General features: G+C 63.0%; 13 protein-coding genes and 1 tRNA gene. All 14 read left to right on the top strand.

From position 1 onward, the window contains the following. Window positions 1-2 precede the first annotated feature (2 nt). The 14 genes from ispE (at window position 3) to gspF (ending at window position 16,590) form a co-directional block, all read left to right on the top strand. On the top strand, window positions 3-854 hold the full coding sequence (ispE, locus tag ACTJKT_RS10660; RefSeq protein ID WP_440787068.1) for a 4-(cytidine 5'-diphospho)-2-C-methyl-D-erythritol kinase: 852 nt from the start codon (window positions 3-5) through the stop codon (window positions 852-854). 37 nt (window positions 855-891) lie between these two features. Next, a tRNA-Gln gene (locus tag ACTJKT_RS10655) sits at window positions 892-966 on the top strand. Between the two features lie 48 nt (window positions 967-1,014). Further along, a complete protein-coding gene (locus tag ACTJKT_RS10650) occupies window positions 1,015-1,956 on the top strand; it encodes a ribose-phosphate pyrophosphokinase (protein WP_003171603.1) in 942 nt (313 codons plus the stop codon). A 139-nt stretch (window positions 1,957-2,095) separates the two neighbouring features. Further along, window positions 2,096-2,692, top strand: a complete 597-nt coding sequence (locus tag ACTJKT_RS10645) for a 50S ribosomal protein L25/general stress protein Ctc (protein WP_097305030.1) — start codon at window positions 2,096-2,098, stop codon at window positions 2,690-2,692. 168 nt (window positions 2,693-2,860) lie between these two features. Continuing rightward, complete coding sequence (gene pth / locus ACTJKT_RS10640) at window positions 2,861-3,445, top strand: aminoacyl-tRNA hydrolase (RefSeq protein WP_009050793.1); 585 nt, start codon at window positions 2,861-2,863, stop codon at window positions 3,443-3,445. Window positions 3,446-3,467: 22 nt separating this feature from the next. Further along, on the top strand, window positions 3,468-4,568 hold the full coding sequence (gene ychF / locus ACTJKT_RS10635; RefSeq protein ID WP_025806248.1) for a redox-regulated ATPase YchF: 1,101 nt from the start codon (window positions 3,468-3,470) through the stop codon (window positions 4,566-4,568). Between the two features lie 313 nt (window positions 4,569-4,881). Beyond that, on the top strand, window positions 4,882-5,508 hold the full coding sequence (locus ACTJKT_RS10630; protein ID WP_440787067.1) for a response regulator: 627 nt from the start codon (window positions 4,882-4,884) through the stop codon (window positions 5,506-5,508). 4 nt (window positions 5,509-5,512) lie between these two features. Then, window positions 5,513-9,109: an ATP-binding protein gene (locus ACTJKT_RS10625; protein ID WP_440787066.1), complete on the top strand. Its 3,597-nt coding sequence runs from the start codon at window positions 5,513-5,515 to the stop codon at window positions 9,107-9,109. Window positions 9,110-9,364: 255 nt separating this feature from the next. Continuing rightward, window positions 9,365-10,855, top strand: coding sequence for an N-acetylglucosamine-binding protein GbpA (gene gbpA / locus ACTJKT_RS10620; protein ID WP_440787065.1), 1,491 nt, complete (start codon window positions 9,365-9,367; stop codon window positions 10,853-10,855). 63 nt (window positions 10,856-10,918) lie between these two features. Then, window positions 10,919-11,440: a cytochrome b gene (locus ACTJKT_RS10615; protein WP_440787064.1), complete on the top strand. Its 522-nt coding sequence runs from the start codon at window positions 10,919-10,921 to the stop codon at window positions 11,438-11,440. Then, entirely contained in the window at window positions 11,437-11,988 is a 552-nt protein-coding gene (locus ACTJKT_RS10610) for a type II secretion system protein N (protein ID WP_440787063.1), read from the top strand. Before ACTJKT_RS10615 ends, ACTJKT_RS10610 begins: the two co-directional genes overlap by 4 nt. Next, complete coding sequence (gene gspD / locus ACTJKT_RS10605) at window positions 11,985-13,892, top strand: type II secretion system secretin GspD (RefSeq protein ID WP_440787062.1); 1,908 nt, start codon at window positions 11,985-11,987, stop codon at window positions 13,890-13,892. The genes ACTJKT_RS10610 and gspD overlap by 4 nt, the downstream gene beginning before the upstream one ends. Continuing rightward, on the top strand, window positions 13,889-15,373 hold the full coding sequence (gspE, locus tag ACTJKT_RS10600) for a type II secretion system ATPase GspE (protein WP_440787061.1): 1,485 nt from the start codon (window positions 13,889-13,891) through the stop codon (window positions 15,371-15,373). The genes gspD and gspE overlap by 4 nt, the downstream gene beginning before the upstream one ends. A 2-nt stretch (window positions 15,374-15,375) precedes the next feature. Further along, window positions 15,376-16,590, top strand: a complete 1,215-nt coding sequence (gene gspF / locus ACTJKT_RS10595) for a type II secretion system inner membrane protein GspF (protein WP_440787060.1) — start codon at window positions 15,376-15,378, stop codon at window positions 16,588-16,590. Window position 16,591 lies beyond the last annotated feature (1 nt).

The raw sequence follows: 16,591 nt of genomic DNA, 5'->3' as shown, positions 1-16,591 counted from the left end.
GCATGAACGCACCACGACTGACCCTGCCCTCCCCGGCAAAACTCAATCTGATGCTGCACATCCTCGGTCGCCGGGAAGACGGCTATCACGAACTGCAGACGATCTTTCAGTTTCTCGATTACGGCGATGAAATCACCTTCGCCGTGCGCGATGACGGCGTCATTCGCCTGCATACGGAGTTCGCCGGCGTCCCCCACGACAGCAATCTGATCGTGCGGGCGGCCAAGCAGCTTCAGGAACAGTCCGCTTGCCCACTGGGCATCGATATCTGGATCGAGAAAGTCCTGCCCATGGGCGGCGGCATCGGTGGCGGCAGCTCCAATGCGGCGACCACCCTGCTGGGCCTCAATCATCTCTGGCAACTGGGCTGGGACGAAGATCGCCTGGCCGCGCTGGGCCTTTCCCTGGGCGCCGACGTGCCGGTTTTCGTGCGCGGGCATGCGGCTTTCGCCGAGGGCGTGGGAGAAAAACTCACTCCGGTGGACCCCGAGGAGCCCTGGTATCTCGTGCTGGTGCCGCAAGTCTCTGTAAGTACAGCAGAAATTTTTTCCGATCCGCTGTTGACACGTGACACTGCGCCCATTAAAGTGCGCCCCGTTCCCAAGGGAAACAGCAGAAATGACTGCTTGCCGGTGGTTGCAAGGCGTTATCCAGATGTACGTAACGCATTGAATTTGCTAGGTAAATTTACCGAAGCAAAACTGACCGGAACTGGAAGTTGTGTGTTTGGGGGCTTCCCAAGCAAAGCTGAAGCTGATAAAGTCTCGGCCCTTCTTACAGAGACCCTTACAGGGTTTGTAGCAAAAGGAAGCAACGTTTCGATGTTGCATCGCAAGCTGCAAAGTCTGCTCTAAAAGGAACCAAGTGCCAGGCACTTGATGCAACAGATACAGGGGCGTCGCCAAGCGGTAAGGCAGCAGGTTTTGATCCTGCCATGCGTTGGTTCGAATCCAGCCGCCCCTGCCATTTTCCTTATACTCATCCAGGTATACCCTCAGCCTTCAGGTACTGCGCGTGTCCAAGATGATGGTCTTTACGGGGAACGCTAACCCCGATCTGGCTCGGCGTGTCGTACGTCAGCTGCATATCCCTCTCGGTGACATCTCTGTCGGTAAGTTTTCCGACGGCGAAATTACCGCTGAGATCAATGAAAATGTCCGCGGTAAAGACGTCTTCATTATTCAGCCGACTTGCGCTCCGACCAACGATAACCTGATGGAACTCGTCGTGATGGCTGATGCCTTCCGCCGTTCCTCAGCGACTCGAATCACTGCTGTAATTCCTTACTTTGGTTATGCCCGTCAGGATCGCCGTCCGCGTTCCGCACGTGTGGCTATCAGCGCGAAAGTCGTGGCTGACATGCTTACCGTAGTCGGCATCGACCGTGTTCTCACGGTTGATCTGCATGCTGACCAGATTCAGGGCTTCTTCGATATTCCGGTAGATAACATCTACGGCTCCCCGGTTCTGGTGGATGACATCGAAGACCAACGTTTCGAAAACCTGATGATCGTCTCCCCGGACATTGGTGGCGTCGTGCGTGCACGTGCCGTTGCCAAATCCCTGGGCGTGGATCTCGGGATCATCGACAAGCGCCGTGAGAAAGCCAATCACTCTGAAGTGATGCATATCATCGGTGACGTTGAAGGCCGTACCTGCATCCTGGTTGACGACATGGTCGATACCGCCGGCACCCTGTGCCACGCGGCCAAGGCCCTGAAAGAGCATGGCGCTGCCAAGGTCTTTGCCTACTGCACACACCCTGTGCTGTCGGGTCGAGCAATCGAGAACATTGAAAATTCCGTGCTGGACGAGCTGGTGGTGACCAACACCATCCCGCTGTCCGCTGCAGCACAAGCCTGCGCGCGTATCCGTCAACTGGATATCGCACCGGTTGTTGCCGAAGCGGTTCGCCGCATCAGCAACGAAGAATCGATCAGCGCGATGTTCCGCTAAGGCCCTGCCCTAGCCTTACATCTCGATGACGAAAAGCGCCCCGCCCCGGCATTCCTGTCGGGGCGGGGCTTTTTTGCCCATACCGTGCCTGGCGCTGGTCGCAAACGCCGCTCGGTAATGGCTATTTTGGAGATACAAAATGACTGATTTTATTCTGAACGCTCAAGCGCGTACTGACCTGGGGAAAGGTGCGAGCCGCCGCCTGCGTCACGCTCTGAACATCCCTGCCGTTGTATACGGTGGTGACAAGCCTGCTGAGTCCGTGACCATCCTGGCCAAGGAAATCACCAAGCTGTTCGAAAACGAAGCTGCTTTCAGCCACGTTATCGAGCTGAACATCGACGGTGCCAAGCAGAACGTCATTGTTAAAGCCATGCAGCGTCACCCAGCCAAGCAGTTCATCATGCACGCTGACTTCGTGCGCGTTGTTGCTGGCCAGAAACTGACCGCTATCGTTCCAGTGCACTTCATCAACGAAGCTGCTCCGGTCAAGAAAGGCGGCGAGATTTCGCACGTTGTTGCTGAAATCGAAGTGTCCTGCCTGCCGAAAGACCTGCCTGAGTTCATCGAAGTCGACCTGGCTGACGCTGAAATCGGCACCATCGTTCACCTGTCGAACATCAAGGCCCCTAAAGGCGTTGAGTTCGTCGCTCTGGCTCACGGTAACGACCTGGCTGTTGCCAACGTTCACGCTCCACGTGTTGCTCCAGAAGCTGCAGAAGGCGCTGCAGAGTAATTCACTCTGCTTGCCGGAGTTACCGGAAACATCGCGGACTGGAACGTAGCGAGAAAGCGGGCGGGAACGCGGAGTTTACATAATGGTAAATGAGCACTTGTCGTCCACTTTCGCCGCACGCTCCCGTCGCGGCGATGTTATCCACAACTCCAAGGAAGGGCCCCTATCGTGACTGCCATCAAACTGATCGTTGGCCTGGGTAATCCAGGCGCCGAATACGAACAGACCCGGCATAACGCAGGGGCCCTTTTTGTTGAGCGCATCGCCGAGAAACAAGGCGTCAACCTTGTGGCCGATCGCAAATATTTCGGCCTGACCGGGCGCTTTTCGCACCAGGGTCAGGACATTCGTCTGCTGATACCCACCACCTACATGAACCGCAGCGGCCAGGCCGTGGCGGCATTGGCCGGTTTCTTCCGCATCAAGCCCGAAGAAATCCTGGTGGCGCATGACGAACTCGACCTGCCACCCGGCGTCGCCAAGCTCAAACAGGGCGGCGGGCATGGCGGGCACAACGGGTTGCGCGACATCATCGCGCAACTGGGCAACCAGAATACCTTTCACCGCTTGCGGCTTGGCATCGGCCACCCGGGCGTCGCCAGCATGGTCTCGAACTTTGTCCTGGGTCGCGCGCCACGCGCCGAACAGGAAAAGCTCGATGCCAGTATCGATTTTGCCCTCGGCGTGCTGCCGGATATCTTCGCCGGTGAATGGAACCGTGCGATGAAAAACCTGCACAGCCAGAAGGCCTGACTCTTATCCGAGGGGAAACACCATGGGATTCAACTGCGGCATCGTCGGCCTGCCTAACGTCGGCAAGTCCACCCTGTTCAACGCCCTGACCAAATCCGGTATCGCGGCCGAGAACTTCCCCTTCTGCACCATCGAGCCGAACAGCGGCATCGTGCCGATGCCGGATCCGCGTCTGGACGCCCTGGCCGCCATCGTGGTGCCCGAGCGCGTGCTGCCGACCACCATGGAATTCGTCGACATCGCCGGCCTGGTGGCGGGCGCCTCGAAAGGTGAAGGCCTGGGTAACAAGTTCCTGGCCAACATCCGCGAAACCGATGCCATCGCCCACGTGGTCCGCTGCTTCGAAGACGACAACGTGATCCACGTGTCCAACAGCGTCGACCCGAAACGCGACATCGAGATCATCGACCTGGAACTGATCTTCGCCGACCTCGACAGCTGCGAAAAGCAACTGCAGAAAGTCGCGCGCAACGCCAAGGGCGGTGACAAGGACGCCGTGGCGCAGAAGGCCCTGCTTGAGCAACTGATCGCTCACTTCACCGAAGGCAAGCCAGCGCGCAGCCTGATGAAGAACATGAGCGCCGAAGAGAAGCTGGTGATCAAAGGCTTCCACCTGCTGACCACCAAGCCGGTCATGTACATCGCCAACGTTGCCGAAGACGGTTTCGAAAACAACCCGCACCTTGACGTGGTCAAGGCGATCGCCGAAGAAGAAGGCGCCGTGGTGGTGCCGGTCTGCAACAAGATCGAAGCGGAAATCGCCGAACTTGAAGACGGCGAAGAGAAAGACATGTTCCTCGAAGCCCTGGGTCTCGAAGAACCTGGCCTGAACCGCGTGATCCGCGCCGGCTACGAAATGCTGCACCTGCAGACCTACTTCACCGCCGGCGTCAAGGAAGTGCGCGCCTGGACCGTCCGCGTCGGCGCCACCGCACCGCAAGCCGCTGCCGTGATCCACACCGACTTCGAGAAAGGCTTCATCCGCGCCGAAGTGATCGCCTACAACGACTTCATCCAGTTCAAGGGTGAAGCCGGTGCCAAGGAAGCCGGCAAATGGCGCCTGGAAGGCAAGGACTACATCGTCAAGGACGGCGACGTGATGCACTTCCGCTTCAACGTCTGACCTGACTTTGCGAAATGCCCCGTGGCTTGAAACTCAAGCCACGGGCTCGCCGATAGGACTCCAGACCCTGCTGGCTGCTACGCCCCCCTTATTACTCCCCCCTAATTACCCATGCTCTCCGGACATCCCCTCTCCGCCGAAGCCCCATGCCCGCTGTCTGGCCAACACCTGTTCTGTCTGAGCGCCACGGACACTTCATCGCGCCACGCGACAGGAGTACCCTGCATTCCTCTGACACAGGCAGATACTTGCATGTGCTCTGCTTAACTCTATGCACTCGCTCACGCTACGCACGGACAGGGCCCCGCCACAGATGCAAAGGAAAGTAATAGTCGTCGATGATCACCTGCTGACACTGATCGGCATCCGCGCGTCGCTCAGCGATGACAGCACGTTGCAGATCGTCGGCGAGGCCCAGGATGTCGAAGGGCTTTTCCAGCTATTGGCCGAGCAGCCCTGTGACCTGGTCATCACCGACCTGATGATGCCCCACAGTCAACAGGCCGACGGCATCCGCCTGATCGAGCAGTTGCGCCGTCGTTATCCGGCCATCGCGGTCATAGTGGTGACCATGCTCAACAACCCGGCGCTGCTGGCCTCGATCCTCAAGCTGGGCGTCCAGGGGCTGATCAGCAAGCGCGGGGTACAAGGCGACCTGCAGATGGCGGTTCGCGCCAGCCAGGCCAAACCCTTCATATCCCCGTCCATCCGGCATCTGCTCAACCCCGGCCATCCCCTGGCCGAGGTCGAGCAACTGTCCCCACGCGAAGTCGAGGTCTTGCGCCTGTACGGTGCCGGGCTTTCGGTCAATGAAATAGCCCTGCACCTCAACCGTTCCAAACAGACCATCAGCAGCCAGAAAAGCAGCGCCATGCGCAAACTCGGGCTGGATAACAATGCCAGCCTGTACCTGTACATCCAGGAAGTCGGGCTGGCCTGAGACTATGCCTAACACGCTAGCGGGCCTGTCACGTCTGACCCTCTGGATCACGCTCTTGCTGACCAGTGTTGCTGCCCTGGGCGCCACCGAGCCTGAGCCTGCGCCGCTATCCCTGGCCACGCTGATGGCCATGCGTCAGACGCTGCCCCCGCGCCCGCTACGGGTCGCCGAGGTAAGCGCCTCCAACGAACAACCCGAGCCTCGCGGCAACGATGTCCTCAACCAGATCACCAACGACTACCTGGAACACATCAGCCAGTTTCTCGAACTGCCGATCCAGCGCGTGCCCTACCCTACGGTGGACACCGCCATCGCCGCCCTGACCACCGGGGACATCGACCTGATGCCCCGCGCTACCGAGTACGAAAGGAAGCAACCCGGGTTCATCTACAGCCTGCCCTACCTGGACAACGAGCCGATCATCGTCGGCCGCATTGCCGACAAGGACCTGTCCCCGGACCTGGCGGGCAAACGCGTGCTGGTCCCTGCCTACTATGTACAGGCCGAAACGGTCGGCAAGGCCTACCCCAAGGCCGAACTGATAGTGATCCAGAGCATTGTCGAAGGCCTGCAACGCCTGGCCGACGGCGAGGCCGACGCGCTGATCGGCGATCAGTTGCGCAGCAATTTCTACATGCGCAGCCTGGCCAACCTCAAGCTGCAGAACAAATACGTCGCCAACCTGCCGGCCATGGGCTTCAGCTTCGCCGCACGGGGGCATGAAGACAATCTGGTCACCCTGATCAACGCCTCGCTGAAGACCATTTCCCGGGAGCGCAAACAAGAAATATTGCAGCACTGGGAACGCTCGCCCTGGCTGTTCGCGCCGACCGACTCCTTCGCCCTCAACAGCGCGGAGGACAGCTGGCTCAAGCGCCTTCCTTCGCTGAACCTGATCGCCCGCCAAATCCCCAATTACCTGTACCGCAAGGCCGACGGCCAATGGGCCGGGCTGGCGTTCAATGTGCTGCGCAGCCTGGCCGACGACTATCAGCTGCAACTGAACATCATCGACAGCCAGTCGCCGGAAATCGACCAGCAGCGCCTGGAAAACGACGAAGCCCAGATCGCCCTGTCCCTGGCGGCGACCCCAGCCCTGCAAAAAAGCCTGCTGTTCAGCGATGGCTTCGGCACCGAGTACTGGGCCTTCATTACCCGCAAGGGCGCCAGTTCCCCCAGCTCGCTGGCGGCCCTGGGCGGCAGGCGCCTGGCACTCCAGGCCGGGCACCCGCTGCAGTCGCTGCTGGCGAGCCGCTACCCGACGATCGAACTGGTGCTCACCGACCACTACGCCCAGTCCGTGCAACTGGTGGAACAGGGCATGGTCGACGCCATGCTGAACAGCGCCGCCGATGCCCGAAAAATGACCAACCCGGGGCTGCGCGTCGGCAAGCAGTTCCAGGCCCAGCCCGACCCCCTGGTGTTCGCCGTATCCGCCAAGCACCCCGAGCTCCTGAGCATCCTCAACAAGCTTCTCTACTCGTTGAAGAACTCGGACAGCAACCAGGACCACATCAGCGTTCTGGCGCGGCCCACGACCAAGGGCTCGCTCTGGGACTATCTGCCGAGCTGGGTGTGGCAGACCGCTGCACTGGTCCTGGTGCTGGTGTTGCTGTCCTTGCACTGGAACTGGCGCCTGCGGATTCAGATCCGCAAGCGGCGCGCCGCGCAGAATCAGCTCAAGGACCAGCTGGCCTTCCAGTTCGCCTTGCTCAACGGCTTGCCCATTCCCCTTTACGTACGCGACCTGCAGGGGCGCCTGAGCACCTGCAACCACGCCTATGAGCAGTTCTTCGGCCAATCCCTGGACGAGATCCGCGGCACCACGCCCCAGGAGCAAGGCATAAGCCCACCCGCGCTGGCCCGGGAACTGGAGGAACAGCACCAACGGCTGCTGGATAACCGCCAGTCGCAGTTCCTCGACAGCGTGATCGAGGTCGACGGCCAGACCCACCATATCTACCAATGGCTGGTGCCCTTCTACACCGCGCTCGGCAAACAGCAGGGCCTGCTGGGGGGCTGGATCGACATCAGCGTGCGCAAGCACCTGGAAAACAAACTGCTCGAAGCCCAACAACAGGCGCTCGACGCCAGCGCGGCGAAAAGCCAGTTCCTTGCGACCATGAGTCATGAGCTGCGCACCCCGCTGAACGCCATGGTCGGCCTGCTGGAGCTGGAAACCAGCGGCTCGTCCGCGCCCTCGCAGAACCTGAGCATCGCCCAGCAGTCGGCGCAATCGATGATCGACCTGATCGGCAATATTCTCGATCTGGACAAGGTCGAGACCGGGCAGATGGAACTGGCGCCCAGCCCCACCGAGCTCGATCAACTGCTGGAGAACTGCCTTGAGCTGTTCGCCGTCCAGGCCCGTGAAAAACACCTGGAACTGAAGCTGGAACACAACCTGGCCCCGCGGCGGCGCTATCAGGTGGACGCCATGCGCCTGACGCAAATCCTCCATAACCTGCTGTCCAACGCCCTGAAGTTCACCGCTCACGGCCAGGTCGAACTGAAGGTCCGGGAACTGGACTCGGCCCCGCGCCAGAGCCGGCTGATATTCCAGGTCAACGACACCGGTGTCGGCATCGCCGAGGAACTCCAGCCGCAGATCTTCGCGCCTTACCAGCAAGCCTATGCCGAGATCGCCCATCAGCACGGCGGCTCCGGCCTGGGCCTGAGTATCTGCAAACAGTTGGTCGAGCTCATGGGCGGCAATATCCGGCTCGACAGTGCGCCAGGCCTGGGTTGCCGGATCAGCTTCGAACTGCTCCTGCCCTGGCAACCCGTCGTCGAGCATGAAACACCGCAGGTCGCTCAAGACTCTGCGGCAGCCACCGCGCTGAATGTGCTGATCGTCGACGACGTCTCCACCAACGGCCTGGTGCTCGAGCAACAACTGCTCAGGCTCGGCCATCGAGGCACCTACGTCGGCAGCGGCAAGGCGGCCCTGCTGGCCTGGGAACAGGGCAACTTCGATGTGCTGATCACCGACTGCAACATGCCGGAAATGGACGGCTACGCCCTCACCCGCAACGTCCGGGCCGCGGAACAGGCGCGCGGCCTGCCAAGGCTGCCGATCATCGGCTACACCGCCCGCGCCCTGGCCGATGAAAAGCAGCGTTGCCAGGCGGCCGGCATGGACGACCTGATGGTCAAGCCCATCGTCCTCGAACGCCTGCGGGAAATACTCGACGGGCTGAAAGCCCTCGGGCCATCCAATCCATCCCTCAAAGCCTCCCTCACGCCTCCCCTCGCCCCAGCGCCTGACGAGGAAGCCGCCGCATCGTTCGACCTGGCCTACCTGGAGGGTTTCCAGAACGATCCGCAGCTCAAGGAGCGGCTGTTCCGGGAACTGCGACGCAACCTGGAACAGGAGCGCGAGCTGCTGAGCGCCCCGCTGCCCGACACGCCGGACTTCCTCGAGCAGTGGGTCCACCGGGTCAGCGGGCTGGCCTGCACGGTCGACTCGCCAGCCTTGATGCGGGCCTGCCTCGACCTGCAACGCGCGGCCCGCCAAGGTGCGCAGAATCTGGACGACCAACGCGAAGCCGTGCTGGCCGTCATCGAACGCATGCTGCGCGACATCGAACGCCACGGCTGACCCGTTCCGGGCAGCCTTGCGCACAGCATCCCGACCCTGGGCGACACCCAGGCCGGCGCCCTGAAACATCTTGTTCCACTCCCTCCTCGCGCCTTTCGTACTCGTCTCATACAAGCCCGCAAGCCTGCTCGGCATCCTAGGAGCCCTTCGTTACCGGGCACTGCCAGCCACGGGCAACCCTGGCCGTGTCATGCAGCGGCCGGCATCGAAGACTTCAAGGAAGTCCACTTCATATACTTAAATCAAGGTGATTCGATGCTTCATAACAACCGCGCCACCGCCATGCGCAAGCTGCCGCTGGCCATCACCCTCGGCCTGGCTTCGCTGGCCAGCCAACAAGCCTTCGCCCACGGTTACATCGAAAGTCCGAAGTCCCGGGCCTTCATGTGCTCCGCGAACGGCGGCAACCTCAACCGCGATTGCGGCCCCGTCACTTACGAACCGCAAAGTGTCGAGTACTCGCCATCGGTCCAGCATCACTATCCCAAGGATTACTGCTCGGGCGACTTCACCAAATGCGGCCCGGCGAACGGCACCATTCCGGCGGGCGGCATCACCAGCTTCTCCCAGCTCAACGAGCAGACGGCGACCCGCTGGCAGAAAACCACGATCAAGCCGGGCATGAATGAATTCACCTGGTATTACTCCGCCGGTCACGCCAGCGCCTACTACCAGTTCTACATCACCAAGAAAGACTGGAACCCGAACCAGCCGCTGACCCGCGACTCCTTCGAGATGACCCCGCTGCTCAATGAAGACGCCGGCGGCGCGCGTCCGCCAGCCGGTGGCAGGACCAAGCACAAGGTCAACATCCCGGCCGATCGCAACGGTTACCACGTGATCCTGGCGACCTGGAAAATCGCCGACACCGCCGCCACCTTCTACCAGGCCATCGACGTCAACATCGACAACGATGGCGCGCCGATTCCTGACTGGAAGATCCTCGGCGCGGTGCAGCCTGAACAACTGCGTGTCGGCGACAAGGTCAGCACCCGCGTGTTCACCAATGCCGGCGAACAGCCGAACCGCCAGACCCGCCTGAACATCGAGACCGAAGACCAGGCCAAGGCCAACAACTGGCCGTACCTGCTGGCACAGAAGGTCAACAAGGCCAATGTTGGCTACGTGATGGGCGAGCTCAACGCCAATAACGAAGTCGTGCCCAACTACGGCAAGAACACCATGTACGCCAAGAACAACAGCGACGTGGTACACGTGGAAATCCAGAAAGAGCAGCCGAGCATTCCTGGCGAGCTGAAGCTTTCCGGCCTGCAGGCCGAGTACATCCTGAAGGACAACGCCACCGACCTGCACTTCAACGCCATTGCCCAGGGCGGCAAGTACACCATCAGTTCGACGGTCTTCAACGGCAAGAACGAAAGCATCGCTCACGTGCAAGCCGAGCCTGGCAACAACACCCCGCACTTCTCCATCCCGCTGCGTAACGTCAGCGAAGGCGAGTACGACGTGGTGGTCGTGGCCAAGCCGGAAAAAGGCGAGCAGCTGCAACAAAGCCAGCGCATCACCCTGAAAGCCGAGGAAGTGGGCGGCGGTGACTACGACTTCGTCTTCCCCAAAGGCCTGACCGGCTACAAGGCCGGCACCAAGGTTCTGGCCAAGGACGGCAACGTCTATGAGTGCAAGCCGTTCCCTTACAGCGGCTACTGCATCCAGTGGAACGCTGGCGCCACTCAGTACGAGCCGGGCGTTGGCAGCAACTGGAAGGACGCCTGGATTCGCAAGTAATCCATAACCTGACCAACCGCAGCGTGGTGCCTCGGCACCGCGTTGCGGACCTTGGGAATCGACATGAATCACCCTCACTACTCAAGACCGCGCAGGCTGCTGCACTGGCTGTTCGCCGCCGTTGTCCTGTGGGCCACGATCAGCGGCTATGCCAGCGCCCTGCTGCAGCCCTCCCCTTCGATCAAAGAGACGCTGGCCTTTATCAACGTCTCGCTGACCACCCTGCTGGTGCCGCTGTTCGTCCTGCGGCTGTTTTACCTGGTGCGCCATCCCGCTCCGTCGGCCCCCGCCCATCAGAGCGCGGGCGAACGCCGCCTGGTGCATGCCGGGCACGGCGCATTGCTGGTCACCCTCGGCACCGTGCTGCTCAGCGGCGTGCTGATGATGTCGCGCCCGATCGACCTGTTCGGCCTGCAGCTCCCGCAGCCCTTGCAGGACCCGGCGGCCACCACCTTTTTCGAAGAGCTTCACCACTACAGCTGCATGGTTCTAGCCCTGCTGGTGACCGGCCATATCGCCGCGGTGATCCTCCATCAACTGCGCGGGCATGGCGTGCTCAGACGCATGCTGCCCAAACGCTCATGAAAACGATGTTCCCATGGCGCCCGCGCGGCTCCGGCCAACGCTACCTGCTCCCCGCCAGCCTGGTCGCCCTCGGCCTGTGGCTGACCTGGCTCGGCCTCGACAGCTGGACCTACCGGCAAGTGCTGGCGGGCCAGCCGGTGCCGGCCGCAGTACCGAGCGCCAGTGCCGAAAAGCTGCTGCCCACGCCCCTGGACGAGCGCAACATCGCCCGGGTCTTCGGTGCCGTGCCGGTCGAATTCGACAGCGCGCAGGCCAGCCTGCCGCTGGTCCTGCTCGCCAGCCTGTTGGGCAACCAGCCCGAGCAATCCAGGGCGCTGATCCAGTATGCCGACAGCCGGGCCTTCTACTCCCCGGGCGAACGCCTGCCCGACGGCACGCTGCTCAAGAGCGTCAGCGCCGATCAGGTGGTGGTACTGCGCAACGGCCGTGAACAGAACCTGCTGCTGCCCGGGCGCCAGATGCGCCTGCTCAGCCCCCAGACAACCCCTCCGGCGGTCGCCGACCAAAAAGCCACGGCCCTTCTGCAAGCGATAGAGAACACACCATGAAACTGTCCAAGATTGCAGGCGCCATGCTCAGCCTCGGCCTCCTGCTGAATGCCCTGCCCAGTAGCGCGGCCCTCACCACCCAGCGCCTGTGGACGCTGAACATGAAGGACGCCGAACTGCGCGACCTGGCCAGCGAAGTCGGGGAAATCACCGGCAAGACCCTGGTGGTCGATGCCCGCCTGCAAGGCAAGGTCAGCGTGCAATCGTCCAATGCCCTGGACAAGGACGGTATCTACTCGCTGTTCCTCAGCGTGCTGCGCAGCCAGGGTTTCGTCGCCCTGGACCAGGGCGACCGGGTGCTGATCATGCCGGCGGTGGAAGCCAAGACCAAATCCAGCGAGCAATCGGGCGATGAGTTCGTGACCCGGGTCCTGGACCTGCGCAACGCCAACGCCGCGGAAATTTCCGGAGTGGTCCGCCCGCTGGTGAGCGACGACGCCTATGTCGCGCCCTCGGCCAGCTCCAATGCCCTGGTGGTTTCCGACAGCGCCAGCAACGTCGAGCGCATCCGCCAGGTGGTCAGCGAACTGGACCAGGCCGGCAACCGCTCGTTCAGCACCGTAGCCCTCAAGCACGCCTGGGCCAGCGATGTGGCCCGCACCCTGAACGAAAGCATCAGCCAGACCGGCAACGGCCCCAGCGACGCCAAGGCCGTGGGCGACGCCCGCAGCAACCGGGTGATCCTCGCCGGCTCCGCCCAGGCTCGCCAACGCATGGCCGAGCTGGTCAGGGCCATTGACGTGCCGAGCAACGCCAACGACAGCGCGCGGGTGGTACGCCTGCACCACAGCGATGCCAAGCAGCTGTCGAAGCTGCTCAACGGCATCGGCAAGCGCCTGGAAGACAGCAATCGCGGTGGCGGCGAAGGCAAGGGCGGCGGCAGTTCGATACTGGTGAGCGCCGACGAAAGCCAGAACGCCCTGGTGCTGATGGCCGACCCGGCGCAACTGAGTATGCTCAATAAAGTCATCACCCAACTGGACCAGCCACGGGCCCAGGTCCTGGTGGAAGCGGCCATCGTCGAGATCAGCGGCGACATCAACGAAGCCCTTGGCGTGCAATGGGCGGCGCGCGCCGGCAATGTCGCCGGCGGCACCAATTTCAGCGGCACCGGCCTGTCGATCGGCACCCTGCTGAGCCAGGGCAAGGACAAGGACAAAAGCATCACCCTGCCGGACGGCGCCATCATCGGCATCGGCACCAGCAATTTCGGCGCGCTGGTCACCGCCCTGTCCAGCGACTCGAAGAACAACCTGCTGTCCACCCCGAGCCTGCTGACCCTGGACAACGAAGCGGCGGAAATCCTCGTCGGCCAGAACGTGCCCTTCCAGACCGGCTCCTACACCACCGACACTGCCGGCGCCAGCAACCCCTTCACCACCGTGGAACGCCAGGACGTCGGCGTGACCCTCAAGGTGACGCCGCACATCAACGAGGGCAACACCCTGCGCCTGAAGGTCGAGCAGGAAAGCTCGGAACTGGCCAGCGCCCCGCCCGGCATCACCACCAGCGACGTGATCACCAACAAGCGTTCGGTGAAAAGCACCATCCTCGCCGACGACGGCCAGATCATCGTGCTCGGCGGCCTGATCAAGGACAACGTCAAGACCCAGGTCAGCAAGGTGCCGGTGCTGGGCAGCATTCCCTGGATCGGCCGGCTGTTCAGCAGCACCAAGGACGTCACCGAAAAGACCAACCTGATGGTCTTCCTGCGGCCGACCCTGGTACGGGGCAGCGCCGATGCCGTCAATGTCAGCGAGCGCAAGTACAACGACCTGCGCAAGCTGCGCGCCAACAGCGACAGCCGCAACGCCCTGGCCCTGCCCGCCGACTCGCGCCAGCTGTTCGATGCCGCGCCGCAGGAGGCGACCATCGACATGCGCGCCAACGAGCCACGCCGATGAGCCCGGTCGCGCGCCTGCCCTTTGGTTTCGCCAAGCGTCATGGGGTCCTGCTGGAGCCCTTGGAGAGCGGCCTGCAGCTTTACTGCCGGGCCGACACGCCGGTGGAAATCCTCGCCGAGATCCGCCGCTGCCATGGCCCGCTGCTGGGTCACCGGATACTCGACACCGAGGTTTTTGCCGAGCGGCTGGCCGAGCAGTATCGCGACGGCCGCGACGACGCCATGCAGATGGCCGAAGGCCTGGGCGACCAGATCGCCGGCCAGGACGACCTGGCCAGCCTGGCCGAACAGCTGCCGCAGATCACCGACCTGCTGGAGCAGGAAGACGACGCGCCGATCATTCGCCTGATCAACGCGATCCTCGGCGAGGCGGTCAAGGTCAAGGCGTCGGATATCCACCTGGAAACCTTCGAACAGCACCTGTCCGTGCGCCTGCGGGTCGACGGCCTGCTGCGCGAAGTGCTGCGCCCGCGCCGGGAACTGGCGGGCCTGCTGGTATCGCGGATCAAGGTCATGTCCAAGCTCGATATCGCCGAAAAGCGCATCCCCCAGGACGGCCGCATCGCCCTGCGCATCGGTGGCCATGAAGTGGACGTGCGGGTCTCCACCCTGCCTTCGGCCTACGGCGAGCGGGTGGTGATGCGCCTGCTCGACAAGCAGGCCGGGCGCCTGAACCTGGGGCGGCTGGGCATGGCCGAGGCGATCCGCGGCAAGCTCGAAGACGCCCTGCTGCGCCCCCACGGCATCCTGCTGGTCACCGGCCCCACCGGCTCCGGCAAGACCACCACCCTGTATGCCGGGCTCAGCAGCCTGAACAACCAGACCCGCAACATCCTGACCATCGAAGACCCGGTGGAATACCACCTGGCCGGCATCGGCCAGACCCAGGTCAACACCAAGGTCGACATGACTTTCGCCCGTGGCCTGCGCGCCATCCTGCGCCAGGACCCGGACGTGGTCATGGTCGGCGAGATCCGCGACCGGGAAACCGCCGACATCGCCGTGCAAGCCTCCCTCACCGGCCACCTGGTGCTGTCCACCCTGCACACCAACAGCGCCATCGGCGCCGTCACCCGCCTGCTGGACATGGGCATCGAACCCTTCCTGCTCTGCACTTCGCTGCTCGGCGTGGTCGCCCAGCGCCTGGTGCGGGTGCTCTGCAACGATTGCAAAAACGCCGCGCCCGCCGACGCCGCGGCCTGCCAGCAGTTGAACCTCGACCCGCAACAGGCGCCGGTGCTCTATCACCCGGTCGGCTGCCCGGCCTGCCAGCACAGCGGCTATCGCGGCCGCCAGGGCATCTACGAACTGGTGCTGTTCGACGAGCCGCTGCGCCAGCTGATCCACGAAGGGGCTGGCGAGGCCGCCTTGACCCACTACGCGCGCCAGCATGCCCACAGCCTGTTCGCCGACGGCCGGGACAAGGTGCTGCAAGGCGTCACCAGCGTCGAAGAACTGCTACGCGTAACCCGGGAGCATTGACCGTGGCCGCCTACGAATACCTCGCGATGTGCAACGCCGGGCGCAAGACCCGCGGCGTGCAGGAAGCCGACAGCGCCCGGCAGGTCCGCCAGCTGTTGCGCGAACGCAATCTGATCGCCCTGCAGGTCAAGCCGGCCCGCGGGCACAAGGACCGCTCCGGCGCCGCGCTGACCAGCAGCCAACGCCTCAGCCCGGCGCAACTGGCCTTGCTGACCCGCCAGCTGGCGACCCTGGTCCAGGCCTCGCTGCCACTGGAAGAAGTGCTGGCCGCCGTCGCCGCGCAATGCAGCAAGCGCGCGCAGCAGAGCATGATGCTGGCGATCCGCGCACGGGTACTGGAAGGCCATGACCTGGCGCGAGCCATGGGCGAATACCCGCGCGCCTTCGCCTCGATGTACCGGGCCACGGTGGCCGCCGGCGAGCGCGCCGGCCATCTGGCCCAGGTCCTGATGCAGCTGGCCGACTACACCGAGGCCCGGCACGCCGCCCGCCAGCAGCTGCAACTGGCCATGCTGTACCCGAGCATCCTGCTGCTGGCGGCCTTCGGCATCGTCGGCTTCCTGCTCAGTTTCGTGGTGCCGGATGTGGTCAAGGTGTTCATCGACAGCGGCCAGCAACTGCCGGTGCTGACCCGCGGCCTGATCGCCACCAGCGACTTCGCCCGGGATTACGGCCTGGTCCTGCTGCTGATACTCGGCAGCCTCGCCGGCGGCCTGCGCATGGCCCTGCGCAAGCCCGCCCTGGCGATGCGCTGGCACCAGGCCCAGCTGCGCTTGCCGGTGATCGGACGGGTCATCCAGGCCAGCAACAGCACCCGCTTTGTCAGCACCCTGGCGATTCTCGGGCGCAGCGGCGTGCCGCTTGTTGATGCCCTGGAGATTTCCGCCGAGGTGGTCGCCAACCAGCAGATTCGTACTCGTATGAAAGACGTGGCGCGTGCCGTGCGCGAAGGTAGCGGACTGACCCGGGCCCTGGAACAGAGCGGCGATTTCCCGCCGATGATGCTGTACATGATCGCCAGCGGCGAGCGCTCGGGGGAACTGGACAGCATGCTCGAACGCGCCGCCCACCAGCAGCAGACCCAGCTGTCCAACGGCATCGCCATGCTGGTCGGGCTGTTCGAGCCGGCGATGCTGGTGTTCATGGGCGCCAGCGTGCTGGTCATCGTCCTGGCGATCCTGATGCCCATTCTCAACCTCAACCAACTCATCACCTGAA

Origin of the sequence: Pseudomonas sp. 22526, from assembly GCF_052044735.1 — a bacterium.
Taxonomy (GTDB): Bacteria; Pseudomonadota; Gammaproteobacteria; order Pseudomonadales; family Pseudomonadaceae; genus Aquipseudomonas; species Aquipseudomonas piscium.
The sequence above is the reverse complement of the archived record's forward strand: the minus strand, read 5'-3'. Positions and strand labels throughout refer to the sequence as shown.